General features: G+C 71.1%; 18 protein-coding genes and 1 pseudogene. 14 read left to right on the forward strand and 5 right to left on the reverse strand.

Features of this window, described 5'->3' with window-relative positions:
• Positions 1–76 precede the first annotated feature (76 nt).
• A complete protein-coding gene (locus tag ACWC94_RS07980; protein WP_450795531.1) occupies positions 77–544 on the forward strand; it encodes a MerR family transcriptional regulator in 468 nt (155 codons plus the stop codon).
• Here ACWC94_RS07980 and ACWC94_RS07985 read toward each other — a convergent pair.
• Both ACWC94_RS07985 and ACWC94_RS07990 read right to left on the reverse strand, forming a co-directional pair.
• Positions 541–1,371, reverse strand: coding sequence for an NAD(P)H-binding protein (locus ACWC94_RS07985; protein ID WP_450795532.1), 831 nt, complete (start codon positions 1,369–1,371; stop codon positions 541–543). The genes ACWC94_RS07980 and ACWC94_RS07985 overlap by 4 nt on opposite strands.
• 168 nt (positions 1,372–1,539) lie before the next feature.
• Positions 1,540–2,217: a TetR/AcrR family transcriptional regulator gene (locus tag ACWC94_RS07990; protein ID WP_450795533.1), complete on the reverse strand. Its 678-nt coding sequence runs from the start codon at positions 2,215–2,217 to the stop codon at positions 1,540–1,542.
• Between the two features lie 215 nt (positions 2,218–2,432).
• On the opposite strand from ACWC94_RS07990, the gene ACWC94_RS07995 reads away from it, so the two are divergent.
• The 5 genes and pseudogenes from ACWC94_RS07995 to ACWC94_RS08015 all read left to right on the forward strand — a co-directional run bounded on the left by ACWC94_RS07995 (position 2,433) and on the right by ACWC94_RS08015 (position 5,891).
• Positions 2,433–3,017, forward strand: coding sequence for a cysteine hydrolase family protein (locus ACWC94_RS07995; protein WP_450795534.1), 585 nt, complete (start codon positions 2,433–2,435; stop codon positions 3,015–3,017).
• Between the two features lie 307 nt (positions 3,018–3,324).
• Positions 3,325–4,410, forward strand: coding sequence for a hypothetical protein (locus tag ACWC94_RS08000; RefSeq protein WP_450795659.1), 1,086 nt, complete (start codon positions 3,325–3,327; stop codon positions 4,408–4,410).
• A 108-nt stretch (positions 4,411–4,518) separates the two neighbouring features.
• Positions 4,519–5,013: pseudogene (locus ACWC94_RS08005) on the forward strand (transposase family protein).
• 218 nt (positions 5,014–5,231) lie between these two features.
• Positions 5,232–5,441: a hypothetical protein gene (locus ACWC94_RS08010; RefSeq protein ID WP_450795535.1), complete on the forward strand. Its 210-nt coding sequence runs from the start codon at positions 5,232–5,234 to the stop codon at positions 5,439–5,441.
• A 249-nt stretch (positions 5,442–5,690) separates the two neighbouring features.
• Positions 5,691–5,891: a hypothetical protein gene (locus tag ACWC94_RS08015; RefSeq protein ID WP_450795536.1), complete on the forward strand. Its 201-nt coding sequence runs from the start codon at positions 5,691–5,693 to the stop codon at positions 5,889–5,891.
• Positions 5,892–5,908: 17 nt separating this feature from the next.
• Here the strand turns inward: ACWC94_RS08015 and ACWC94_RS08020 are convergent, their stop codons facing one another.
• Together ACWC94_RS08020 and ACWC94_RS08025 are read right to left on the reverse strand one after the other, a co-directional pair.
• Complete coding sequence (locus ACWC94_RS08020) at positions 5,909–6,451, reverse strand: glycoside hydrolase family 25 protein (RefSeq protein WP_450795537.1); 543 nt, start codon at positions 6,449–6,451, stop codon at positions 5,909–5,911.
• Positions 6,452–6,561: 110 nt separating this feature from the next.
• Complete coding sequence (locus ACWC94_RS08025; RefSeq protein WP_450795538.1) at positions 6,562–10,101, reverse strand: nSTAND1 domain-containing NTPase; 3,540 nt, start codon at positions 10,099–10,101, stop codon at positions 6,562–6,564.
• A gap of 301 nt (positions 10,102–10,402) precedes the next feature.
• Between ACWC94_RS08025 and ACWC94_RS08030 the strand changes: the two genes are divergently transcribed.
• The 4 genes from ACWC94_RS08030 to ACWC94_RS08045 all read left to right on the forward strand — a co-directional run bounded on the left by ACWC94_RS08030 (position 10,403) and on the right by ACWC94_RS08045 (position 14,755).
• The gene (locus tag ACWC94_RS08030) at positions 10,403–10,774 is read left to right on the forward strand and encodes a peptidoglycan-binding domain-containing protein (RefSeq protein WP_450795539.1); all 372 of its coding nucleotides are present in this window, start codon (positions 10,403–10,405) and stop codon (positions 10,772–10,774) included.
• Between the two features lie 285 nt (positions 10,775–11,059).
• Complete coding sequence (locus ACWC94_RS08035; RefSeq protein ID WP_450795540.1) at positions 11,060–11,488, forward strand: peptidoglycan-binding domain-containing protein; 429 nt, start codon at positions 11,060–11,062, stop codon at positions 11,486–11,488.
• Positions 11,489–11,524: 36 nt separating this feature from the next.
• On the forward strand, positions 11,525–12,532 hold the full coding sequence (locus ACWC94_RS08040) for a YihY/virulence factor BrkB family protein (RefSeq protein ID WP_450795541.1): 1,008 nt from the start codon (positions 11,525–11,527) through the stop codon (positions 12,530–12,532).
• Positions 12,533–12,679: 147 nt separating this feature from the next.
• On the forward strand, positions 12,680–14,755 hold the full coding sequence (locus ACWC94_RS08045; RefSeq protein ID WP_450795542.1) for a SpoIIE family protein phosphatase: 2,076 nt from the start codon (positions 12,680–12,682) through the stop codon (positions 14,753–14,755).
• A gap of 132 nt (positions 14,756–14,887) precedes the next feature.
• On the opposite strand, the gene ACWC94_RS08050 is transcribed toward ACWC94_RS08045, so the two are convergent.
• Positions 14,888–17,686: a SpoIIE family protein phosphatase gene (locus tag ACWC94_RS08050; RefSeq protein WP_450795543.1), complete on the reverse strand. Its 2,799-nt coding sequence runs from the start codon at positions 17,684–17,686 to the stop codon at positions 14,888–14,890.
• A 107-nt stretch (positions 17,687–17,793) separates the two neighbouring features.
• On the opposite strand from ACWC94_RS08050, the gene ACWC94_RS08055 reads away from it, so the two are divergent.
• From ACWC94_RS08055 to ACWC94_RS08070, 4 genes are all read left to right on the forward strand, one after another.
• Positions 17,794–18,912, forward strand: coding sequence for a PP2C family protein-serine/threonine phosphatase (locus ACWC94_RS08055; protein WP_450795544.1), 1,119 nt, complete (start codon positions 17,794–17,796; stop codon positions 18,910–18,912).
• A gap of 403 nt (positions 18,913–19,315) precedes the next feature.
• The gene (locus tag ACWC94_RS08060; protein WP_450795545.1) at positions 19,316–21,412 is read left to right on the forward strand and encodes a SpoIIE family protein phosphatase; all 2,097 of its coding nucleotides are present in this window, start codon (positions 19,316–19,318) and stop codon (positions 21,410–21,412) included.
• On the forward strand, positions 21,409–25,008 hold the full coding sequence (gene putP / locus ACWC94_RS08065; protein ID WP_450795546.1) for a sodium/proline symporter PutP: 3,600 nt from the start codon (positions 21,409–21,411) through the stop codon (positions 25,006–25,008). The genes ACWC94_RS08060 and putP overlap by 4 nt, the downstream gene beginning before the upstream one ends.
• 195 nt (positions 25,009–25,203) lie before the next feature.
• A complete protein-coding gene (locus ACWC94_RS08070) occupies positions 25,204–26,499 on the forward strand; it encodes a M64 family metallopeptidase (RefSeq protein WP_450795547.1) in 1,296 nt (431 codons plus the stop codon).
• The last annotated feature ends 62 nt before the right edge of the window (positions 26,500–26,561 follow it).

Below are 26,561 nucleotides of genomic sequence, written 5' to 3' on the forward strand. Positions count from 1 at the left end.
CCGCCGATCGGCCGACAGCTCGACGCTAGAAGCTAGAGTCGGGTCTAGATCAAGAGCTGTCTGACGGGGGTCGCTCATGGACCTGAGCATCGGTGAGGTGGCGGAACGCAGTGGGCTGAGCGTTCACGCCCTGCGGTTCTACGAGCGGGAGGGCCTGTTCGCCAACCCGGTGCGCCGCCTGTCCAACGGCCGGCGGATCTACCACGAGGAAGATCTGGAGTGGCTGGCGATCTGCACGAAGCTGCGCTCATCCGGTATGTCACTGGCGACGATCCGGCGATACATCGAGCTGGCCCGCCAGGGCCCGGGCAACGAACACGAGCGGCTGGAGTTGCTGCGCCGGCACGAAAGCCATGTGGAGGCGCAGATCCGGGACCTGCAAGAGGCCTTGGACGTGATGCGGAACAAGGTGAGGATCTACGAGGACCACGTCGCCCGCGGTGAGGCCGACCGGCTCTGGAACCCGTCCCACCCGGAAGCCGCTCGGGCCGGCACTCACCAGGACCCACCACAACAGGGCGAGGCGGACGAACGGCCCACCTAGCGGAACTCCTCCGCGTGTTCCTGCGCCCAAGCGCGGAACGTGCGCGCCGGCGCTCCGGTGATCTCCTCCACCGTGGAGGTGACCAGGTTCGACGCGGGCCGCGTCTGCGCGCTGGCCAAGAGGGCCTCGACGAGAGCGGGTGGCCTGCCGTCGGCGAGCATCCGCCGGCGCGCGACCTGTACGGGGACCTCCTCGAAGGACACCGGGTGGCCGATCGCCTCCCCGATCGTATGAACCTGCTGGGCTCTGGTCAGTACCTGCGGACCGGTCAGGACGTACTTCGCGCCCGCATACCCCTCACCGGTCAGTACCCGTGCCGCCACCTGAGCGATGTCACGCTCGTGGACCACCGCCGAAGCCGCCATGGCGGGACCGCGGACCACGTGCGCGGTGCGGATCTGCCCGGCCCACGCCCGGGCGTTGGAGGCGACGGTGGTCGCGCGCAGCACCGTCCATTCCAGGCCGGACCTTTCGATCAGGCGCTCCATGTCGGCGTGGAGCTGGTTGATCGGGTCCGTCTGCCGTTCGGCGCCCTCGTCCACCCCTGACGAGGAGAGATAGACGATGCGGTGGGCATGCCGCGCAATCGCCTCCAGCACGGCGGGCGCGCCCTCGGTCGTAAGGAAGGGCCAGACCAGGAACACCGTGGTGGTCCCCTTCAGCGCCCCCTCCAGCGTCTCGGGCTGGGACAGGTCCCCGCCCACGACCGTGACGTGTTCCGGTAGTCCGGCCGTTTCGGGATCACGCGCCACGGCACGCACAGCGCTGCCCGCGGCCAGGAGCTCGACTACGACGTGCCGGCCCACATTGCCGGTCGCGCCCGTCACAAGAACCTCATTCATGATCAGGTCAGCCCCGCCTCTGCTCGGAGTATTCCCTCCTGCCCCGGTCCGGCCCGGCAGGGTGGGAGCGACGGCACGGGCTTCGCCAAGGCCGGCCGTCGGGTGGGGACGGGAGGCGAACTGGTTCGCTGTGACGGAGCCGTGGAGCAGGGCCTACGGCCGCTGTGACCGCAGTGCGCGGGCCACGCTGTCGATGGTGGCGCTGTCCACGGGCGCCGTACCGGTGAGGGTGCCGGCCAGGGCGCGGGCCAGGACGGTCGCGGCGCTGATCCGGGTGTCCTCCTGCTCGTCGCCGGTGACCTTTCCGATCACGGCGTCACGCACCGACGTGGAGATGTCCAGCCCCCCGAACTGCTCGGGGAAGGACAGCATCATCAGGCACACCCCCACGTTGGCGGCCAGGATCGACTGGCCTGCCAGCTCGGGGGGCATACGAAGTCGCCCGGCGTCGCCGCATCGCCGCAGGGCCGCCAGGAGCAGGGCCTGCGCTTCCTTGACCGCCTGCGGCCTGGGCTCTCCCGTGGGCGTGAACATCAGCCGGTACAGGTGCGGGTTGGCCAGGGCGAACGTGACATGACTGTCCCAGGCCGTACGCAGGTCCGCCACCGGATCAGCGGTGCGCGGATTGCGCCGCTTGCTGGCGAGGAAGCGTTCGAAGCCGATGTCGGCCACCGCGGCGAGCAGCCCCTGCTTGTCTCCGAACTGGCGGTAGATCTCGGGGCCGCCGACCTTGGCCCGTTCGCAGATGGCACGGGTCGAGATCGCCAGCGCGTCCTTGCCGGCGAGTAGTTCCGTGGTGGCTTCCAGGATGCGCTCTCGTGCCGTCGTCATGCGTGCATGTTAACAGCTGAGGAAAGCGTTGTTTACACGCTTGACCTGCGGCGATCCCCGTCGCCAGGTGGCGGAGGTGCGGATTCCTGTTAATGTTGCTTACGAAGTGTGTTAGCGTCGTCAACGTCTGGGGGCAGTACCCGTCGGTCCGCCGGGGGTGCGCGCTCCTCACTGCACGGCGCGACAACCAGTCCGAACTTGAAGGTGGTTCCCCCATGGGTACGACGACCCTGCGCGAGCTGAACGGCTTCGACGAGACGCCTGCCTCACTGGCCGACGCCACGGTGATCCTGATCGACTACCAGAACACCTACACCGGCGGCGTCATGGAACTGGACGGCTACGCCGAGGCGATCGCCGAAGGGGAGAAGCTCCTCGCCGCCGCCCGTGAGGCGGGCGCCCCGGTCATCCACGTCCAGGACGCGGGCTACGGCACCTCCTCCGAGGGTGGCCGGATCCACCCGGGCGTCGCGCCGATCGAGGGGGAGGCGGTTGTCGTCAAGAGTGCCCCCGACGCCTACCGCACCACCGACCTCGGAGAGCTGGTCGAGAAAACGGGCCGCAAGAACGTCATCCTCGCCGGATTCATGACCAACATGTGTGTCCTGTTCACCGCCCAGGGCGCATTCCTGCGGGGCGACCGTCCGACTGTCGTCGCCGGCGCCTGCGCGACCCGCTCGCTTTCCACGATGAAGGCGGCCGGTACCACGCTGACCGCCCAGCAGATCCACGACGGCGCCCTCGCGACGATCACGGAACTCTACGGCGTGGTGGTCCCGTCCGTTTCCGATCTGAAGTAAGGCACCGGCCTTACGGCCGCGCCCTTCTTCCGTTGGTTTCATGCCAGTTGGGGCTGTAGCGTCCTCTGCGTCGGGCGCGATTCACAAGAACAGCACCCTTACGGGGGAAAGGCACGCAGTGAGCTTTTTCAGAGTGACCACTGATCGAGTGATGGCTGGGCCGAAGCACGCTGGTTGCCACATGGGCGGGCTTACTGTCGATGTCGCCGAGGCTGCGTGCGCTGGACTTGACCGGCTGATCACCGATGTCACCGAAGCTGGTTGAGGCGGCCAGGGGATGTCAGTGGCTGGTGGCAGGATCACTGACATGGTTTTCGTACGTACTACTCCGCCGCGGCCCGTGGACGTGGCCGCGGCCTTTCCCGAGCTGGCGCCGTTGGCACGTCCTGCGATTCGCCTGCACCCTCGTCCCGGGTCGCCTTCGGCCAGGGAGAGCTCGGTCGGGGGGCCGTTGCTGTGGCCGGCGGAGGAGCCATGGCCGCACTGCGAAGCCTCGCACCTGCACGTGGACAGCGGGTTCCGCCAGTCGCCTGCCGCCGCGCGGCTCATGAGGCGCAGGCAGGCCCGGTGGCACCGTGATCACGACGGTCGTGGTGGGATGACGCCCGAGGAGGAGGCGATCAAGGAGCGGAACGCCGAGAGGCTCGCGGAGCGGCTCGACGCCGGCCCTCCGCCCGCGGACTGCCCGGTCCCCATGCTGCCCGTGGCCCAGCTGTATCTGCGCGACATACCCCTGCTGCAGCCGCCCGGACAGGCCGATCTGCTCCAGGTCCTCTGGTGTCCCTACGACCACGATCCGGATTACAAGCCGTCGACCGCGCTGTTCTGGCGGTCCGCCGCCGCGGTCGTCGACATCCTCGCCACACCGCCGGAGCCGTACGAGGTGAACTGCGAGGGCTATGTGCCGGAGCCGTGCGCGCTGGCACCGGAAGCAATCACCGACTACCCCGACAGCCTCGATCTGAGCCCGCAGATGCGGCTGATGCTGGAGGACTGGAGCAGATGGCAAGCAGCCGGCGCCGAGGTGGACAGCTCCTATGCGGATTATCCGCGGGACTTCTATGACATCCATCTGGCAGACGCGCCCGGATGGAAGGTCGGCGGCTGGCCTCCATGGGGCCGCACCGACCCCAACCCCCGATACTGCACTGTCTGTGATGCGCAGATGGTCCCACTGCTTACCATCGCCTCCTACGAATGGGGCGGCGGTGAGGGACACAGCTGGGCACCTCACGAAGAACAGGCCGCCGCCTACGCCGCCAACACCACTGGTCATTGCTGTGGCCAGGACCCCTCGCAGCCGACCAAGGTCGAAGTCGGCAGCACCGACAACATGCAGATCTACGTCTGCCCGGCCTCCCCCGAGCATCCGCACACCGACCTGATCCAATGAGCTGCCGGGCCTGTCACGTACCCTCCGCAGCAGCCGGTGACAGAAGTGCCGCCGCGTCAGGGTGTTGACAGACCGCTCTCCTCACGGCGGCGGGACCCGCAACGCACCATGCTCATCGTCACCCGTGAGGGTGACCGTCGCTGCAAGCCGCCGGCTTCGACCTGCTCGCGGCCCGGGCACCTGGCCTGCTCAAGGTCCTGCGTGAAGCCGACCCGGACTTCGTCCTGCTCGACGGCACCCTCGTGACCGACCCAGCCGGCCGGGCTCTGTGGTTTTCACCCGCCCTGCCAGGCCGGACCCACGACCTGACCGCGGCCCGCACCCACCGGATCATCCGGATCTGTGAACGCCAGGGCGTCCCGGTCCTCGCCGACCGCGCCTACCTTGGAGCCGGCCCCTGGGTGACAACACCGGTCAGACGCCCATACGGTCGTGACCTGTCACCGACCCAGCTCACCGTCAACCGCGCACTGTCGGCAACACGGGCACGAGCGAGGCGTGGCCCGCCTGAAGTCCTGGCGGATCTACCATCACGCGCGCTGCAGCCCAAATCGAATGTCGTCAATCGCGGCCGCGGTCCTGACCCTGGAGCGGCAACGCTGAAAGAGCTCAGTGACATCTCGCAGAGCCTTTGTCGGCGGCGCGACAGCCGTCGGGACGACAGCACTCCTGAGCACTCTCTCCTCACCGCCGGCCGGCGCCGCACCTGTTGCGGGTGCGGTTTCCGTCACTGACGCGCGCGCGAAGATCCTCGCCGTCAACGCGGGTATGCCGACGCGCTACAGAACCCTCAAGGACGAGCTGCCGCGCGGCTGTCCGGCATGGCCCGGACCTGTGGCTACCTCCTCGCGGCCACGGGCCCGCTCGGTGTCGGCCTGCTCCGCACCACCACCGGCGGATGGCACATCCCGCTTCTCCTGCTGCTGGTCCTCGTCGTACCCGAGACAGTGGCCGGCCTCGCTGCCGCCCGCCCGGGCTTCGTGCTTTCCCCCAGGAAGGTTCCTGACGCGCCAGTCCGCGAACCCGCCTGAGACCCGTCTCAGCGGCTTACGCGGCGAGCCGGGTTCTCGGCGGCCAAGCGGGCTACGGGTACGGCGCGTCCGTTCGGCCGTCGGGTGGGCTCCGGTGATGATTCGTTCTGCGATCGCCTGACAATCAGCTCGCGCGGAAACTCCGGCCGGATTCGCCACACCCTGGGGGTCATGATGCCTTCGACGGCTTCGGCCGGCGTGCTCAGCGAAAAGGTGGAGAGGACCCGGTCCTTGACGGGGTGTGTCGCCGTGCTGGTCGGGGACCTGGCCATCACGGTCGCGGCGGTCATCGGCATCTGGTGGACGCCTGACGCGCATGACTCGGTGGCGATTCTCAGCAGCGCCTTCACCGCGGTGACCAGCATGACCACCGCCTATTTCGGGATCAAGGGCATTTCCAACACGGCCTCGCGGGTCGTGCACGTCGTGCCGCCGCAGAGCGGCGAGTGATCAGTGGGAGCCGGCGGTCAGCACCAAGCGACCAGCTCCGCCTTGTCCTTGAAATTCCCGAGATCCCTGTCCAAGGGCTTGTCGGTGTACTGGTGGAAGACCCAGGGGTGCTGGATGTCGGGCTTTCCGGGGTGGCCGTTGTATTGAGCGATCCACAGGCCGTCACCGGCGAACGAGGTCGTGTCGCGGTGCACCCAGAAATCGCGGTTGCAATACAGGATCACCTTGTGGCCGGGCGCTTTCTGCTGGACCCGTTTGATCCATGCGTCCTTCCACGCTCCCGACAGTGCCGGATCCTCCCAGTCCAGGGCAAGGATGTCACCGTCCGCGAGATTGATCTTCGAAAGGAAGAAGTCGGCCTGAACCTCGTACGGCCCGGGGCGGGCGAAGTGGTAGAAGCCGGTGACCAGTCCGGCCTTCCGAGCGGTCTGCCGCTGGGCGACCCACTTGGGATTCGTGTAGGTATGGCCCTCTGTGATCTTTATGAACACGAAGTCGAGCCCTGAGACGTCGTATCTGTCCGGCTGGACCGATGACACGTCGATGCCTTTGGTACTCATGAAAGGCTCCTCCGTTCGGGCCGGAGATTTCGCATGTCAAGAATACGCCGATCGGCGAAGAGCTGCTCGGGCAGGCGATAGTTGAGCGGACAATCTGTCCTGAGTCCCCGTTACCCGCCAATTGGCGGGCCCTGCAGGTACTGGTGGCGTTCCTGCTGCGTGAAGTCCCGGTCAACGGCTCGGCAGATCATGTCGATCGCTCCCGCCGGACCGGGCAGAGTCAGTCTCCATCGTTGGACCGTGCCGTCTTCACCGCTTGCGACCAGGGTCCGTTGGCCGGGGTCGAAGGCGAGTGCGTGCACGGATGACTGACGTCCGACGAGAGTGCCGCGGACCGTGCGCGTGGACAGGTCCCAGAGACGGACCGTGCCGTTGTCGTGGCCGGCGGCGAGAGTGCGGCCGTCCGGGCTCAACGCCACCGCCGAGGCCATGTCCGTGAGGATGGCGCCGCCCTTCCCGGTGGCCGTGTTCCACAGCCGCAGTGTGCCATCGGCGCCGGCGGACACGAGTGTGTGCCCGTCGGAGCCGAACGCGAGCGCGACGACGACGTCCGTGTGCCCCGAAAGAACGGCCCGGCGCCTGCCGGTGTCCACGTCCCACAGCCCCACGGTCGTACCGGTGCCTCCCGTGGCCAGGAGCCGGCCGTCGGGGCTCACGGCCGCGGTCACGCAGGTGTCGGCCCGAGGCCGGCAGCGTACCGTCCTCCGGAGCGTGCGGTCGGTCAGGTCCCACACCCGCACGGCGGAACCGTCGGCGCTGGTCAGGACGGACATCACATGGCGGTCTGCGCGAAGACCCAGCGAGGTCACCGCGCCCGGTCCCACGGTGCGCGCACCACCGGCCCGTTCGCCGTCCGCGTCCCAGGCCCGCACGGCTCCACCGACGTCCCCCACTTCCACCGTGCGCCCGTCAGCCGTGAACACCATCGCCGACACGGTCTCCGTCTCCACCCCGGCCACCTCGGCCCGCCCCCCGGAGGCGTCCCACAGGCGGACCGTACGGTCACGGCCACCGGAGGCCAGGGTGCTCCCGTCGGGGCTGAACGACACGGACGACACACTGTCGGAGTGCCCGGTGAGGACGGCCCGGTTCTTGCCGGTGGCCACGTCCCACAGCCGCGCCGTGTCGTCGTCGCTTCCGGTGGCCGCCACGCGACCGTCCGGGCTGAACGCCACCGCACGTACGGGTCCGTGATGACCGGCGAGGCGGGACCGTGGTGCGCCTGTCACGGTGTCCGACAACCCCACCAGGCCCCCGAGATCACCGGCGGCCAGCAGGCGGCCGTCCGGGCTGAAGGCCATCGACGTCACCGGCCCCAGCCCCCTGGGGCGGACCGTTCGCATCGTGCCGCCGCGCAGATCACGCACCCACAGCCCGCCGTGGGCGTCACCGACCCCCAGGAGACGGCTGTCCGGACTGTAGGCAAGGGTGCCCACCCGGGCGGCCGGGACACGGAAGGTCGTACGGACCGCGCCGGTGGCCACGTCGCGCAGTCTGACCCGGCCGTCGGAGCAGCCGACGGCCAGGGCGCGGCCGTCGGGACTGAACGCCATCGGCACCGCGCTCTCCCCGCAGTCCGTGGCGGTCCAGGCCTTGCCGCTCGACACGTTCCTCACGCGCAAGGTCCCCTTGCTGTCGTCAGCGGCCAGCAGATCGCCGTCCGGCCGGTAGGCGATCGTGGTCGCGCCTTTGGCGGAGCTGGGGAACGCTCCGCGCGGTGCGCCCGTGTGCGCGTCCCAGAGCTGCGCCGTGCCGTCCGCGTGGCCGGCGGCCACCGTGCGGCCGTCCGGGCTGAACACCACCGTCTGCACCGGATCGGTGTGTCCGGCCAAACGGTGCCGCAACGGGAGGGCCGCCGCCGCGTACAGGCTGGAGGTGGCCTCTGCCGTGGGGCGGATCCGGTACGCCTGGACGGCCAGCAGCGAGGCCAGATCGGGATCGTCGCCCAGGAGGGCCGCCGACTGCGAGGCCAGTTGGCGGGACAGGGCGGTCCGCTGTGCGAGGAACGCCTCCTGACGCCGGTGCTCGCTCGTCCGGTACTGGTTCCACGCGACCAGCCCCGCGGTGACGGCCACCACGAGCAGGGCGGACAGCATGGCGGTGAGCCGGCGCAGACGGCGGGTGGTGAGGGCAGCCGCGCGATGTTCGCGGTCGCGGGCCGTCGTACTGCTGGTGAGAAAGTCCCGTTCCCAGCACGTCAGTTCCTCGGCCGCGTCCGGGTTGCCGAACACTTCCTCCGCCGTGGCGAGGCGGACGCCGCGGTACAGGGCGCCCGGGTCGCGGTCCAGGGCGTGCCAGGTGCGGGCGGCTTCGGTGAGCCGCCGGTGCACCCGCAGGCGCTCACGGGCGTCGTCGATCCAGTTCCGCAGCCTGGGCCAGGCGGTGATGAGGGCCTCGTGCGCCAGGTGGACGGTGTCGCCGTCGACCGTGACCAGCCGTGCTCCCACGAGCCGCTCCAGCGTGTCGTCGGCGTACGCGGAGCCGTCGGCGTCCAGTTCCGCACGGTCTGCCGGGCGCCGCGTGTCCTGGGCCCCTTCACCCGGAGTGATCAGGCGCAGCAGGATCCTCTGGGCGCGGACGGCCTGGTGCGCGGGCAGCCGGGCATAGAGCTCCTCTGCCGTACGGGAGAGGGCACCGTGGACGCCGCCCGCCGCCTCGTAGGCGTACAGGGTCAGCGCGCGGCCTCTGCGACGGCGCCAGGTCTCCAGCAGGGCGTGGGACATCAAGGGCAGTCCGCCGGGTTTCTCCGTGACCTCCTCGACGATCCTCGTGGTCAGTTCCCGCTCGACGATCAAACCCGCGGTCATCGCCGGCTTGACGATGGCCTGTCGTAGTTCGGCCGGGCTCATGGGACCGACGAGCACGGTGGCCTCGCGCAACGCCGCGGCCAGTGCGGGGTGTTCCGCGCAGCGGCCGAAGAAGTCGGCCCGCACCGCGAGCAGGACCCTCATTCCGCGCTCGGGATCCAGCGCGGTCAGGAGCAGGTCGATGCAGGCCTCGCGCTCGGCCGGGTCGGCGCACAGGGTGAACAGTTCCTCCCACTGGTCGACCACGACGATGGTGTCCCCGGGGCCCCGGCTCGCCCTCATCACCGCGGAGTGGGCGGCCATGGGCCGGGGGCCGGGGGTGAGGATGCGGATGGCCGCCGGCCGACGGCCCGGGGACTCCTCGTTCTGCAGGAGGGGGATCAGCCCCGCGCGCAGCAGCGAGGACTTGCCACTGCCCGAGGGGCCCACCACGGCGACCAGGCGGTGGGCGTGCACCCGCTCGGCGAGCTGGGCGGTGAGCTGGTCCCGGCCGAAGAACACGTCCCGGTCGCCTGTCTCGAAGCGGGCCAGACCCCGGTACGGCGACTGCGTGTCGTCGCCGTGCTCCGCACCGGCGGCCAGGTCCCTGGCCGCCGCGTGCCAGCGCTGTTCCCACTCCGCGGCGTCCGCGCCGCACGCCCGGGCATAGGCCAGGGCCACCGCGAGGGACGGCAGCTGCTCTCCGGCGGCCGCCCGTGACAGCGTGGCCGCCGAGTACGACGTGCGCTGCGCCATGGCTCGGTAGGTGAGGCCTCCCGTTTCCCGGCGCAGCTTGCGTAACTCGAAGGCGAAGGCGTGGGCCGGGCCTGACGCCGGGTCCAGTTCGCTTTCACGACGGCCCATTTCCTGCCTCGTCTCCCCGTCGACACATCGCGGCGGGCCACAACCTACGCGCGCGCTTCAGGCGACTACAAGCCTTCTGACCTGCAGTTTTCAGCCAACGCCCGCTGTGGTCGGCCGTCGTCGGGATGTGTTGCACGCGGTGGAACGAGGGTGCGCACCAACCGGGCGAGCCGGAAACGTGGTGCCCGGCCGGCGACGGACACTGCTTCGGGGGGCGACGCCGGCCGTCCACGCCCGTTTCCGTCCGGGCCCCGACGCCCGCCGTGCCCGGGCGCCCGGCCCCTTCCCATCGGAGGTACGCATGCTGTCGTTGCGCTCCCGCGCCGCACTGCTCACCAGCGCGGTCCTTCTGGGCGGTGGCGGCCTGATCGCCACCGCCCCGGCGGCCACCGCCGCCCCGGCCCTGCCCCACCACTTCACCTGCACCTACACCACTGCCGAGCCCCAACTCTCGGTCGGCTCCACGGGTGCCGCCGTCAAGCAGGCCCAGTGCCAGCTCAACAGCGTCCTGGACCGCCGGGTCGGCGTGGACGGGATCTTCGGCTCGGGCACCAAGAGCGCCACCATCGCCTTCCAGCAGTGCGCCGGCCTCAGCGCCGACGGCATCATCGGCCCGAACACCTGGTCCGCGCTCGACCGGTGGTGGCTGAACGACATCGACTGCCACAAGTGACCGGCTGCCGGGCCGGAAGCCGACAGCGCTCCGGCCCGGCGCTCGCCGCCCGGGACCAGCGTCGACGGACCGCCGCGGCCCTGCCGTCGGCTGCGGCGTGTGCGGCCCCGTTCCGGCATCGCGTGCACCCTGCCCGCGCCCGTGCCCGTCGCAGGCGCGGAACGGCGATGCGCCCGTGCCGGGCCGCCGTGTCCGCTTCCTGCGGCCACGGCCGGTTGCGGCGTACGACCGTCGCGCGGTCCGCCGTGCCGTCACACCCCCAGACCTCAGGACAGGAGTCGGATCATGGCCTCCCCGCGCCGTGCCCTGTTGACCTCGACCGTGTTGCTTGTCGTCGGCGGGGTCGCCACCGCGGAGTCATCCGCGGCCGCGCTGGCCCGCACGTCCGCCCCAGCGACCAGGAGCCTCGCCACCTGCGCCTACTACTCCGGCATCGGACCGGTCCAGTCCGGCAGGACCTATCCGGACCGGCGGGTGGCCGAAGTGCAGTGCCTGATCGACACCCGCACCAGCTACCGCCCGCCCCTCCCCGTCGACGGCATCTACGGCCCGCAGACCGAACGTGCGGTCATCGTGGTCCAACAGCATGCCGGGCTCACCCCCGACGGCGTCGTGGGCCCCGCCACCTGGGCGGCCCTGCGAGCCGGCGTCTGGTGGCAGGGGCTGTGTGGGAGGCCCCGGGCGGGGCACCGGAATGCTGAGGCGTTCCGCTGACGCGCGGACTCGCACCCGGAGGGTGTCGGAGGGCACATGGACGTGCTGGCCCGGCTGGACCGGTATCAGAGACGGCACCGGTGGGCGGGGATGCCGCTCGCGGTCGTGTACAAGTTCTTCGACGACCAGGCCACCTACCTGGCCGCACTGATGGCCTACTACGGCTTCGTCTCCCTCTTCCCGCTGCTGCTGTTCCTGGTCGCGGTCCTCAGTGCCGCCCTGCACGGCAATCCGCAGCTGCAGCACTCGATGCTGCACTCGGCGCTCAGCGAGTTTCCGGTGATCGGCGACCAACTCGGCCACAACATCCACTCGTTCCGCGGCAGCGGCGCCGCCGTCGCGGTGGGTGTCACCGGCAGCGTGTACGGCGCCCTCGGAATCGCCCAGGCGGTCCAGCACGCACTGAACAAGATCTTCGCGGTGCCGCGGCATGCCCGTCCCGACCCGCTGCGCTCACGGGTGAGGAGCCTGTACTTCCTGCTCCTGCTCGCGGCCGGCCTCTGCCTGACGACGGCGCTGTCCACCGCTGAATCCGCGGTCACCCTCTTCGGAACCCGCCTCGCCACAGGCATCAGGATCACCGTCGGAGTCGTGGCCGTCGGCCTCGACGCCGCCCTCCTCCTGCTGAGCTACCGGCTGATGACCAGACGCAAGCTGCCGCTGCGCGTGACGTACGGGCCGGCCCTGGGAGCCGCATGCGCCTGGCAGGCCCTGCAGTGGGGCGGCTCCTACTACGTCGGGCACGTGCTGCGGGGCGCCACGGCGACCTACGGCATGTTCGGCATCGTGCTCGGCCTGCTCGCCTGGATCTACCTCGCCGCCGCGGTGTACCTGACCACAGCGGAGATCATCGCCGTACGCTGCCTGCGGCTGTGGCCGCGCAGCCTGCTGACCCCCTTCACCGATCGCGTCCACCTCGCCACGGGTGACCTGCGCGCCTACCGCTCGTACGCGACCACGGAGTCCTTCAAGGGCTTCGAGAAGATCGACGTCCGCTTCGGCGAGCCTCCGCCGCCGGCCGTAGGAGACAAGGGACCCCCCTGATCCCGCTGTCCGACGGGCTTGTGAGCGGTCGTGCCCGTCCCGTCCCGCTGGGAGGCACACCGCCTTGAACGCGGTGACTATGAAGGAAGAGGCAGCAGGGCGCCGACGCGGCGCGCGCTCCCGCCGAGTGGGAGAGGAGAACGGCGTATGGGCAGCACGGGCCCCTCGCAGTCCGGTGCCCCGGGCCGGCCCCTGCCCGGTGCGGGCTCGTCGCCCACCGGCCTGCTCGACCTGCTGAGCGTCGCCGCGGTGGTACTGGACGCGCAGGGGCGCGTGGTGTTCTGGAGCCCCCAGGCGGAGGAATTGTTCGGCTACAGCGCGCAGGAGGCACTGGGCCGGTTCGCGGCGCGGCTGCTGGTCCACGAGGAGCACTGGGACCAGGTGATCGCGCTGTTCGCCCAGGTCATGGATTCCGGCACCGACTGGGCCGGGGCCTTTCCGGTCCGGCACAAGGACGGCACCGAACGGCTGGTGGAGTTCCGCAACATGCGGCTGCTCGACGATCTCGGGGACACCTACGCCCTGGGCCTGGCCGTGGACCAGGCGACCGTGGCACGGGTCGAGCGGGGCGTGGCCCTGTCGGCACGACTGGTCTCCCAGTCCCCGATCGGCCTGGCCATCCTCGACCCCGACCTGCGCTACGTGACCGTGAACCCGGCACTGGAACGCATCCACGGCATCTCCGCCGCCGAGCACCTGGGCCGGCGCGTCCGCGAGGTCCTGACCTTTCTGGACGCCGAGGCCATCGAGGCCCGTATGCGCCAGGTCCTGGAGACCGGCCGGCCGGTGTCCGACCGGTACGTCGTCGGCCGCACCACCGCCGACCAGGACCGCGAGTCCGCATGGTCCGTGTCGTACCACCGGCTGGACGACGCCACCGGCCGGGTGATCGGTCTGGCCACGTCCGTCATCGACATCACCGAACGCCACGAGGCCACCCTGGCGGCGACACGCGCCCGGAACCGCCTGGCCCTGATAGCCCACGCCTCCGCCTCCATCGGTACGACCCTCGACGTGGAGCGGACGGCGCGCGAGCTGGCCGGTGTCGTCGTACCCGACCTGGCCGACGTGGCCTCGATCCATGTGCTCGACAGCGTGCTGCGCGGACGCACCCCGCCGGACACCGGCCCTGCCCGCTTCCGTGTCACAGCCGTCGCCGCGGCGCCCTCCTGCGAAGCGGCACAGGCGGCGGCCGACGTGCCCGGAGGCCTCACGACGTACGACAGCGACCGTCTGATCACCCGGTGTGTGCGCACCCGCCGGCCGGTGCTGGTGGCCGAGACCACGAGCGGGGACCTGCGGCACATCGCCCGCACCGGCGAGGCCGCCGCCCTGCTGGAGGCGGCCGGTGTGCACTCCTACCTCGCGGTGCCGCTCCTGGCCCGCGGGGAGGTCCTGGGAGCGCTCAGCCTCGAACGCGTCCGCACGCCCGCTCCTTTCGACGAGGACGACACGCTCCTCGCCTGTGAACTGGCCGGCCGCGCCGCGACCTGCGTCGACAACGCCCGCTGGTACCAGAGCGTGCGCGACACCGCCCTCACCCTCCAGCGCCGCCTGCTTCCCGAGCTGCCGTCCCGGCTGCCCGGACTGGAGATCGCCTGCCGCTACCGGCCGGCCGGAGCCGTCAGCGAGATCGGCGGAGACTGGTTCGACGCCATGCGCCTGCCGGGCGACAGGACCGCTCTGGTCGTCGGGGACGTGATGGGCAGCGGTATCAACGCCGCCGCCAGCATGGGCCAACTGCGCAGCGCCACCCGTGCCTTCGCCGAGCTGGACCTCGACCCGGCAGAGGTTCTCCGCCACCTCGACCGCCTGACCGAGGACGTCGAGCACACCATCGCCACCTGCGTCTACTGCCGGTACGACCCGGAGCGGGACGAGTGCCGTATCAGCCTGGCCGGTCATCTGCCCCCGGCCCTGGTCCGCTCCGGCCGGTCGGCGGAGCTCCTCGATATCCCCTCCGGTGTGCCGCTGGGCGTCGGCGGCTGGGCCTTCGAGACGTCGGTCTTCCCCTTCCGGCCCGGCGACCAACTCGCTCTCTACACCGACGGCCTGGTCGAAACGCGCGGCGACCCGATCGACGCCCGCCTCGGCGTCCTCCGCGACGCCCTGACCGCGACGGCCGCCCGGGAACTGGGAGAGACGTGCGACCGGGTGCTGGAGACCCTCCGGCCGCGGGCCGGCGACGACGTCGCCCTCCTCCTGGCCCGCGCCCGGCACTGAACGACGCCGGAACGCCCGCCAGGGGCCCGGAGCGGGCCGGCTGCCCCTGCGCACGGGGCGCCGTTCCCGCCGGTGGGTGCGCGCCTTCCGTGCCTGCGGCGGCATGCCCGCGGCGCCCGGAGGTCCGCGGGCTCACACGTCGGGATCATCGAACTGGTCGAGGAGGAAGTCGACCGGTGTGTGGCCCGTGGCGGCGGTGCCGTCGTCGAGACGCTGCTCCGCCCAGATGACCTTGCCGCGGGTCGTGTACCGCGTTCCCCATCGCTGGGCGAACTGCGCCACCAGGAACAGCCCCCGTCCGCCCTCGTCCGTGGTCGCCGCCCGCCTCAGGCGCGGTGAGGTCCCGCTGCCGTCCGCGACCTCGCAGATCAGACAGCGTCCGTGCAGCAGCCGCACCCTGACCGGCGGCGAGCCGTACCGGATCGCGTTCGTGACCAGCTCGCTGAGGATCAGCTCCGTGGCGAACCCGGTCTCCGTCAGCCCCCACTCGCGCAACGTCCGCCTGCAGCGCGCCCGTACCGAGGGCACCAGCGCCGGGTCCTGCGGCACGTCCCACTCGGCCACGCGCGAGGGCGGGAACCGCAGGGTGCGGGCCGTCAGCAGCGCGATGTCGTCGCGGGAGTGCGACGGCTTCAGCGTGTCGATCACCGCCTGACACGTCTCCTCCGGGGTGCGGCCCCCGGATCCGTCCAACGCCCGGCGCAGCCTCTCCATCCCCATGTCGATGTCGTGGGTGCGGTCCTCCACGAGGCCGTCGGTGTACAGCACCAGTTGGGAGCCCTCCGGCAGGGACAGCTCGGTGGTCTCGAACGGGTAGCCGCCCAGGCCGAGCGGCGTCGAAGCCGGCACACCGGCACAGGCGACCGTGCCGTCCGGGCGCACCACCACCGGTTCCGGGTGTCCCGCACGGGCCATCGTGCAGACCCCCGTCACCGGGTCGTAGACCGCGTACAGACAGGTCGCCCCGGTCACCCCCTCCCCCTCGTGGCCCCCCGTGGCATCGCCGGTGTTCTCCTCGTTGTCCATGCGGACGACCAGGTCGTCCAGGTTCCCGAGCACCTCGTCCACGGGCAGGTCGAGGGTGGAGAAGTTGTGCACCGCGGTGCGCAGCCGGCCCATCGTCGCCGCCGCGTGCAAGCCGCGGCCGACGACGTCCCCCATCACCAGGGCCACCCGAGCGCACGGAAGCGGGATGATGTCGAACCAGTCCCCGCCCACCCCCGCCTCCGCGGGCAGATACCGCCAGGCCACCTCCAGTGCGTCCTGGTCCGGCTGCCCCCGTGGCAGCAGGCTGCGCTGCAGCGTCACCGCCATCGCGTGCTCGCGGGTGAATCTCCGGGCGTTGTCGATGGCCACCGCCGCCCGCGCGGCCAGCTCCTCCGCGAAGGTGAGATCCTCCGGCTCGAACGCCGGGGAGCCCGCCGTCCGGTAGAAGTTCACCACGCCCAGCGGTACGTTCCGTGCCCGCAGCGGCACGGTCACCAGCGAGCGCAACCCGCACTCCAGGGCCTTGCGGGCGCGCTCCGGATCCTGTTCCCGCCAGCCGGACGCCTGTCGCAGGTCCGCCTCCAGCATGACGCGTCGCTCCTGCAGCGTCCGCATCTGCGGGGTCCGGGCCGAGAACCTGATCGTCTCGCCCAGCGGATACACCGGCATCATGCGCTGTTCGCCGCCGATCGCCGTCCGGCGCAGCTGTCGCCAGCCCTCGGCCGTGGGCTCCCATCCCCGCAGGACCGCCTCGAGCAGGTCCACGGTCACCAGGTCGGCGAACTGGGGCGCCGCCACGTCGGCCAGCTCCTGGGCCGTACGCTCCACGTCCAGCATGGTCCCGATCCCCACCCCGGCCTCGTACAGCAGCTTCAGCCGCTCCCGCGCGACCTCGGCCCGCCCCGAGACCGCCGCCAGCTCCGTGGTGTCCCGCAGGGTCACCACGCTGCCCCCTTGCCCGGCGTGCGGGTACGTCGGCCGTTTGTTCACCAGCAGCAGCCGGTCCCCGGCGAGGTGCAGCTCGTCGTTGACCGGCTCCGGTGACGCCAGCAGACGCGTGATCGGCTCAGTCAGTCCCAGCTCCCCGACCGGGCGGTCCCGCACGTCCGCCGGCAGTCCGAGCAGCCGCGTCGCCTCGTCGTTGGCCAGCAGCAGTCGTCCGTCCGCTCCGGTGATCAGCACTCCCTCCCGCACCGCGTGCAGGACCGCGTCGTGGTGCTCGTACAGCTGCGCCAGCTCCGCCGGGGCCAGGCCGTGCGTCTGCCTGCGCAGCCGCCGGGACACCAGCGTCGTCCCCGCCACGGCCAGCGCCAGCGCGGCCGCGCCGGAGCCCAGGATGATCGGCAGCTGCGGCATCCACAGCGCCGCCACGTTCTTGACCGTGATTCCGGCCGAGACCAGGCCGACCACCTTGCCGTGCGAGTCGGTCACCGGGACCACTGCCTGCACGTCCGTCCCCCTGCCCGCGGGCAGGGGCGGCCCGCCGGCCTGCTCGACGACGGTACGGCCCTTCAGCGCCGGTGCGAGGGTGCCGACGAACTTCTTCCCGATCTCCCGCGGATAGGGGTACGTATAACGAATCCCCTTCGTGCTCAAGACGACGACGAAGTCCAAGCCCGCGCGCTTCCGCGCCGCCTCGGTCTGCGGCTGGAGCAGTGCCGTCGGGTCCCGGCTCCGCAGCGCCTCGGCCGTGCTCCGCGCACTGGCGAACGTCTGGGCAGCGACGACCGACTCACGACGCCCACGCTGCACCGCGTCACGCGCCGTCTGGAGCACCATGGCCGCCACCGCGGCCACCACCAGCAGGACCACGAGGACGACCTGCAGAAGGAACACCTGACCGGCCGCACTGCGCAGGTCCAGCAGGGAGGCCCGGCGTCGGTGCGAGCGTTCGACGGGCGGTTGACGTTCCGGGCTGCTGGGGCGCCCGGAAAATACCTCCATACACCCTTGATAGCACCACTGTGGGGAAGCCGAACTCCGGCCAAGCCCGCGGTGCGGTTGCCGCTTTCACGGAACGAAGCCCGTTATGCCCCGATAAGATAAATTTCGTGATCAGGACAGGACGGCCTCGACGCCACCGCCCTCCCCACGGTGGCCGACGCGAGACCGTACTGCTGTCCCCCGTGATCCTCACCGTCGTCATCACCGGCCTGGCCTTCGCCACCCCCAGGGAAATCGCCTTCAGCCGTCTCCTGCCGGCCGCACCCGCCCTCGCCGCCGCGATGTGGCCCGTGCTCCCGACGCTCCTGCTGGGGGCGTTCTGCCTGCTGGTCATGATCGGGCTCAGCCTCGTCTACGCCGATCTGGGAACGCCCTACACGGCGGCCGCGATCGTCGCGGTCACTTTGGCGGCGGCCTACACGAGCCGTCTCCGGCTCCAGCGAGAGGAGACCCTCTTCCAGATCCGGCTGGTGGCCGACGCGGCGCAGCAGGTCCTGCTGCGCCCGCTGCCGCGCCGTGTCCAGGACGTCGACATCGAGTCGCTGTATCTCGCGGCCCAGGAACAGGCCCGGATCGGAGGCGACTTCTACGAGGTGGCCGATACGCCGTACGGGGTTCGGCTGCTGATCGGTGACGTGCGCGGCAAGGGGCTGTCGGCGGTGGGGGCGGCGTCGGCGGTGATCAACTGCTTCAGGGAGAACGCGTACGACCAGCCCGACCTGCGGGGCATCATCCATCGCCTGGAGACCAGCATGTGCCGCTACAGCGTCGCGATCCTCGACCCGGAGCAGCCGGAGCACTTCGCCACCGCCCTGATCGCCGAGATCCCGTACGGCGGTGGGTATGTGAAGATCCTCAACTGCGGACACCCGCCGCCCCTGCTGATGCGGAACGGAGAGGTCCGTGTCCTCGAGCCCACCGTCCCCTCGCCGCCCCTCAACCTCGCGACACTCCTCGGGGACGACTACAACGTCGACACCGTCGCCTTCGCCTCGGGCGACCAGATGCTGCTCTACACCGACGGCGTAACGGAGACCCGGGACCGCGCCGGCACGTTCTTCCCGCTACCGGAGTGGATGCGGCAACTCGGCCCGGCGCCGCCCCGTGAGCTGCTCGACCGGCTGCACCGGGACCTCCTCCACTACAGCGGCGGACGGCTCGACGACGACATCGCGGCCGTCGCCGTCCGCTGCAGGCGCCCCGGGGTTCAAGAGCGCTCCGCGTAGGGGGCTGGAAGCGGTCGCGTCCGCTCCCGGCGAGAGGCCCCGGCACCGACGGGTGCGCCGCGCCCCCGGGACGGGGCCGGACGGCCCGCCGCGCAGCACATCGCCGCCGGAGCCGGGGCCGTCGGCCGCCGCGTCCACGCCTACCGCCCGGCGGGCGGCTGTTCCCCGTCGTGGACCGGCCGTCCGGCACCCCCGTCCTCGACACGCCGAGCCACCGGTTCGTGCCGACGGGGGGGAGGGGCCCCAGCCTGCCGGCCACGCTGCTCGGCCCGGCCGGTTCGACGACCCCGTCCTCCAGCCGGTCCAGGTGTGTGCCGCCTCGGTCTGGGCCGACCATGGAGGAAGGCGAAACGCCCGCCGGTACGGCACGTGCCAAGGCGCCGAGCGGGAAGGAAAATGAGGCATGGGCACGACGGACTCCTCCAGAGCAGGCGACGGCCGGTCGGTGACGGGCCCCGCCGCGCCGCCCAGCGGCCTGCTCGATCTGCTCAGCGTCGCCGCGGTGGTGCTGAACGCGGAGGGGCAGGTGGTCTTCTGGAGCCCCAAGGCCGAGGAACTGTTCGGCTACACCGCGGCGGAGGCGCTGGGTCAGCACGCGGCCCGGCTGACGGTCCACGAGGAGCACCGGGACGCGGTGATGAAGCTGTTCGCCGAGGTCATGGAATCCGGCACCGACTGGGCAGGGGCGTTCCCGGTCCGGCACAAGGACGGCAGCACCCGCCTGGTGGAGTTCCGCAACATGCGGCTGCTGGACGAGCTCGGTGACGTCTACGCCCTGGGCCTCGCCGCCGACCAGGGCGCTGTGGAGCGGGTCGAGCGAGATGCCGCCCTGGCCATGTGCCTGGTGTCCCAGTCCCCGGTCGGGCTGGCCATTCTGGGCCCTGACCTGCGGTATCTGACCGTGAATCCTGCTCTCGAACGCATCACCGGCCAGTCCGCCGCCGAACGTCTCGGCCGGTCGGCCGGCGAGGTCCTCAGCTTCCTGGACACCGACCCCGAGGCCCGTCTGCGCCGTGTCCTGGAGACGGGCGAGTCGGTGGTGGACCGGGACATCGTCTGCCGGCCCCCTGCCGATCCGGACCACGAGCACGCCTGGTCCGTCTCGTACTACCGGCTGGAGGACTCCGCCGGGCGGGTGCTGGGCCTCGCCTATTCCGTCATCGACGTCACCGAGCGGCATCAGGCCGCTGCCGAGGCGGCACAGGCCCGGCAACGGCTGACACTGATCGCCAGGGCTTCGGCCTCCGTGGGCACCACCCTCGATCTGGAAACGACAGCGCGTGAGCTCGCCGACGTGGTCGTACCGGTCCTGGCCGATGTGGCGGCCGTGGACGTGCTCGACAGCGCCCTGGACGGCCGGATGGCGCCGCCCGAGGGGCCGGCCCTCTTCCGCGCCCTCGCCGTCCGCGCGGCCGGCTCCGCCGAAGCGGTCCGCGCGGCCGACCCGCCCGGGGGACTCGCCTCCTACGACGACGACCGCCTGATCACCCAGTGCGTGCGCACCCGGCAGCCGGTACTGGTGCCCCACACCACCGGTCGGGATCTGGAGCGCATCGCCCGGCACGGCGAGGCCGCGGCCCTCCTCGCGGCGGCCGGTGTCCACTCCTACCTGGCCGTACCGCTCATGGCCCGGGGTGAGGTCCTCGGTGCCCTCGACCTGAAACGCATCCGGAACCCCGCACCCTTCGACGACGACGACGCGTTCCTGGCCTGGGAGTTGGCCGCCCGAGCCGCAGTCTGCATCGACAACGCCCGCGGGTACCAGGCCCAGCGCCAAGCGGCCCTCACGCTCCAGCGCAGCCTGCTCCCCGAGCCCCCGTCGCACCTGCCGGGCCTGGAGGTCGCCTGCCGGTACCAGCCTGCCGGTGCCACGAGCGAGATCGGCGGTGACTGGTACGACGCCATACCCCTCCGGGGTGACCGAACCGCCCTGGTCGTCGGGGACGTCATGGGCAGCGGCATCAAAGCCGCCGCCACCATGGGGCAACTCCGCAGCGCTGCCCGCGCCTTCGCCGAACTCGCCCTCGCCCCCGCCGAGGCCCTTCGTCACCTCGACCATCTGACGGAAGGGGTCGAGCAGACCATCACCACCTGCATCTACTGCGTCTACGACCCTCACCGGGGACAGTGCGAGATCTGCCTCGCCGGCCACCTGCCCCCGGCCCTGATGCGTCGCGGCCACCCGGCACAGCTTCTCGACCTCCCCACCGGCGCACCGCTGGGGGTCGGCGGGGTCCCCTTCGAGGCCACCACCATCCCCTTCCGCCCCGGCGACGCGCTGGCCCTTTACACCGACGGCCTGGTCGAGATCCGGAGCGAACCCATCGACACCCGCCTGGACACCCTCCTCGACGCCTTCAGCGCGACACATGGCCAGGATCTGGAAGACACCTGCGACCGCATCCTGGAAACCCTGCGTTCGCCCGGTGGAGAGGACGACGTCGCGCTGCTCATCGCCCGAGCCCAGTCCGCGGGAACCCGGCAGGCGAGGGCGACATGATCGACTTGAGTGCGCCGATCGTAGCCACCTTCCTCCTGTACGTGGCCGTCATGGTCGCAACAGGGGTCTGGGCCTACCGCCGCACTCACACCTTCGCCGACTTCGCCCTGGGGGGCCGCAGGCTCAGCGCGTTCGTCGCCGCCCTGTCCGCGGGAGCCAGTGACATGTCCGGCTGGCTGTTCCTCGCTCTTCCCGGAGCGGTGTACGCGGCCGGTGTCGGTGCCAGCTGGATCGCGGCCGGTCTGGTGGTCGGTACGTACCTCAACTGGCTGTTCGTCGCGCCGAGGCTGCGCACCTACACCGAGCGCGCCGGGAACGCCGTCAGCCTGTCCGCCTATCTGGAGGAACGGTTCGAGGACCGCACCCGGATGCTCCGGATGGTCTCGGCGGCGGTCACCCTCGTGTTCTTCACCGTCTACGTCGCCAGCGGGCTGGTGGCCGGCGGCGTACTGTTCGGGCACATCTTCGGCGTCAGCTTCGGGCTCGGAGTGACCCTGACCGCCCTGGTGATCGTCGTCTACTCGTGCCTGGGCGGCTTCCTCGCCGTGAGTCTGACCCACGTCATGCAGGCCACGCTGATGTTCCTCGCCCTGCTGGTGCTCCCCGCCGTCGGTATCGGGGCGCTCGGCGGCTTCGGGGCACTGCGCGACGCCCTCGACAGCAAGACCCCCGACCTGCTGGACATGGGTGCCAAGGTCGGCTACGCGGACGGGCGGTGGTCGGCGGGCGGGTCGCTCGGCGCCGTCGCGATCGTCTCGCTGCTCGCCTGGGGCCTGGGCTATTTCGGTCAGCCCCACATCCTGGCCCGTTTCATGGGCATCCGCAGCACCGACGCCATCCCGGCCGCCCGCCGTCTGGAAACCGGATGGGTCATCGTCGTACTCGCCGGTGCCACCCTCGTCGGCCTGGTGGGCATCGCCCGCACCGGCACGCCGCTGCACGACCCGCAGACGGTGTACATCAGTCTCAGCCGGACACTGCTCGACCCCTGGGGCGCCGGCGTCATGCTGATCGCCGTACTGGCCGCGATCATCTCGACCGCGGACAGCCAGCTCCTCGTGTCGTCCGTCGCCCTCACGGAGGACTTCTACCGCGCGTTCCTCAACCGGCGCGCCTCGGACAGGACACTGATCTGGGCCGGTCGGGCCGCCGTCGTCGCCGTGATCGTGGTGGCCTTCGCGATCGCGCTCCGGGGCGGCGGGCTGCTGGGCATCGTCGCCTACGCCTGGGCGGGCTTCGGAGCCGCGTTCGGGCCGGTCGTCCTCCTCTCGCTGTACTGGCCGCGCATGACCTGGGCCGGGGCCATGGCAGGGATCGTCTCGGGCGCGGCCACGGTACTGCTGTGGAAGAGGATCAATCCGCTGCTCGGTCCCTTCGAGTCGGGCATCTACGAGATGGTCCCGGGCGTCCTGGTCGCCACGGCCGCCGCACTGGTCTTCGGCAGGTTCGTCGGCCGGCCTCCGAAACGGGCCTTCTGGCGGATGCCGGGCGGCGGGATGAGCCAGCTGATGCTCACACCCTTCCTCACCCACGCGCCGGTCGGTATCGCCGTCCTCGACACGGACCTGCGGTACGTCTGGGTGAACGAACCACTGGCCCTCCGGGTCCCCCTCGAACGCAGGCTGGGCCGGCGGATGGCGGACGTGCTGCCGAAGGCGGAGGCCATGGCCTTCGAGGAGAAGATGCGCGGGGTCCTGGAGACCGGCACCCCGGTGATGGACTACGAATACCGCGGCCTCGGTCGCAGGGACCCCGACGCCGGCCGCGCGATCTCCGCGTCCTTCTTCGCGATGAAGGACCGCCACGGCCGGATCGTCGGCGTCTGGTACATGGTCATCGACGTCACCGAACGCTGGCGGGCCCAGGAACGCCTGGCCCTGCTCAACGACGCCGCCACCCGCATCGGCAGCACCCTGGACGTGACGCGGACCGCCCAGGAACTGGCCGACGACGCCGTGCCGTCCGTCGCCGACTTCGTCGCCGTGGACCTGCTGGACTCGGTCATGAGGGGTGAGGAGCCGGAGCCGGGGCCGGTCGGCATGGCGCCCGTCATCCGGCGCGCGGGGCAGCAGTCGGTGCGCGAGGGCTGCCCTGAGGGGAGTCTGACCGTGGGGGAGACGGTCCGGCGTGCCGCCTCGTCGCCCGTGACCCGCTGTCTGCTGGAGAGCAGGACCCTGGTGGAACGGATCCTGGACCGCGACGCCAGCCCGTGGGTGACCGAGGACGAGTCGGTGGGCGCCTCCTTCCGCGACTACGACTTCCGCTCGGTGATGGTGCTCCCGGTGCGGGCGCGTGGGGTCACCCTGGGCGCGGCGACGTTCGCGCGCTCCCGGCGGCGGGTCCCCTTCGAGGAGGACGACGTACGCCTCGCCGAGGAACTCGTCTCCCGCGCGGCGGTGTGCATCGACAACGCGCGTCGTTTCACCCGCGAGCGCACCGCGGCCCGTTCCATGCAGCGTTACCTGCTGCCGCAGGACCTGACGGGAGGTTCCGCGCTGGCGGTGGCGTCGTGGTACCTCCCGGCGGACGTCCCCAGTGGTGTGGGCGGCGACTGGTTCGACGTGATCCCGCTGTCCGGGGCACGGGTCGCGCTGGTCGTCGGGGACGTGGCCGGGCACGGCATCAACGCCGCGGCGACCATGGGACGCCTGCGCACCGCCGTACGCACGCTCGCCAACCTCGATCTCTCCCCGGACGAACTGCTGGCCCATCTGGACGACCTGGTCATCGGCCTCATGGGGCCGCAGGGCGACGACCCCTCGACGGCGACCCAGGACGAGGCCGCGGGTACCGCGTTCATGGGCGCCACCTGCCTGTACGCCGTCTACGACCCGGTCAGCAGGCGATGCACGCTGGCCCGGGCCGGTCACCTCCCACCGGTGATCGTCGGTCCGGGCGGTGGTGCCGACATCCCGGACCTGCCCGCCGGACCACCACTCGGCCTCGGCTACCTCCCCTTCCAGTCCGTCGAGCTGGAGCTGGCCGAGGGCAGCCTCATCGCGCTCTACACCGACGGCCTCATCCAGTCCTTCGACCGGGACATCGACACCGGACTCTCCCGACTGCGCACCGCCCTCGCGGTGCCCCGGCCGACACTGGAGGAGACCGGCCGCGGCGTGATCGACGACCTGCTGGCCGGTCCGCCGTCCGACGACGCGGCCCTGCTCCTGTCCCGGACCCGAGTCCTGGCCCCCGACCGGGTCGTCTCCTGGGACCTGCCCAGTGATCCGGCAGCCGTCGCGCACGCCCGCGCACTCGCGGGCCGGCAGCTGACGGAGTGGGGCATGCCCGATCTGACGTTCACCACGGAGCTCATCGTCAGCGAGCTGGTCACCAACGCCATCCGTCATGCGACCGGACCGGTCTGTCTCCGCCTGATCCGGGACCGTGGCCTGATCTGCGAGGTCTCCGACGCCAGCAGCACCTCGCCGCGCCTGCGCCACGCACGGACCACCGACGAGGGAGGGCGGGGCCTGCTGATCGTGGCCCAGCTCGCCCACCGGTGGGGCACTCGCTACACGGCGACCGGAAAGATCATCTGGACGGAGCAGGTCGTTCCGGCGGACACCGTCGCTCAGGTCCCGGCCGACCACTGATCGTGCGGGGCGTGGCGACCTGACGGATGCGGCGTGGGGTCGGACGGTCGCCCCGGGAACCTGAGCCGACAGTCGGTCAACTGCGCCGCTGTACTTGCCGGTTGAGGCGTCGGACCCTACATTAAACCCGACATTAAATCCACTTAACTGGATACTTAAGCGAGGGCTTCCGTGCCGCATCCCGCAAGACCGCGTATGCGCTGGACCAGCGCTGCCCTGGCCGTCCTCGCCGCCGTCGCGGCGCTGGCCGGGGGAGTGAACCCGGGGCCGGCCGAGGCGTCCGTCCCCCCGGTGCGCACCCAGCACCTCGAGTACTTCCCCGGACCCGCGGCCGAGCCGCGCCGGGTGACCGTCCCGCTGAGCGCCCTCGGCCGGAACGCCCGCCCGGCGCCGGACCTGCCGGGCACCCCGGTGGTGAAGGCGCTCCAGCGCACCGGACCGGTGTCCGGGCGGCTCGATCTGGTGGTGATGGGCGACGGCTACACGGCCGGCGAACAGCGCGAGTTCGCCGCCGACGCCGAGGAGAAGCTGGACGCGATCTTCGGTGTCGAGCCGTACCGGAGCTACCGGGGCCTGTTCAACATCTGGCTGGTCGACGCCGTCTCCCACGACTCCGGCGTCTCCGGTGACCCGGGGGCCGACGTGGTGAAGGACACCGCGCTCTCCTCGTCCTTCTTCTGTGACGGCGTCGAGCGCCTCCTGTGCGTCGACACCGACGAGGTCGCCCAGTACGCCGACCGGGCCCCGGGCGCCGACATCGTCTTCGTCATCGCCCACTCCGCCAAGTACGGCGGCGCGGGCTACTCCGCCGCCGACCTGCCGTCGGGCTCGGCCTTCCACGGGGTGGCGACCATGTCGTCCGGCAACGACAGGTCGTACCTCATAGGCGCCCACGAACTGGGCCACTCCATAGGCCACTTGGCCGACGAGTACCAGTACACGGGCTACGGCACCTACCCCTTCGCCGAGGAACCGCCCGCCGCCAACCTCACCATCCACCGTGACCCGGGCGCGACGAAGTGGTACCGCTGGCTCGGGGCCCAGGACCCGTCCGGTTCGGTCGTCGGCACGTACGAAGGCGGGGGGTACTACGAGGCGGGCGTCTACCGTCCGACCGAGACGTCCATCATGCGCTCCCTGGCCTCGACCGACTTCAACGACGTCGGCCGGGAGGCGATGATCGCCGGTTTCTACGCCGACGCGGACGCGCTGACCTCCTCCCTCCCCACCTCCCGGCCCATCGGGAAGGGGTGCCGGATCACGGTACGTCTCGCGCCGCTGACCGGTCTGGCCGACCCCGAACTGACCTGGTACGTCGACGGCAGACAGGTCCTGTGGGCGACGGGCGACCTGTCGGTGACGCCGCACGAACTGGGCGTCCGGGGCCGCGGCCACGAGGTCACGGCGACGGTGACCGACCACACGGCGGCGATACGCGACCCCGCGGTCCGGGCCGCGACGACCACTTCACTGACGTGGACGGTACGGTGACCCGGTGGCCGCACCCGGCAGCCTCACGCCCCCGGACCTCGGCGGTCCGGGCGTCTCGGCCG

Source organism: Streptomyces sp. NPDC001135 (assembly GCF_053598395.1).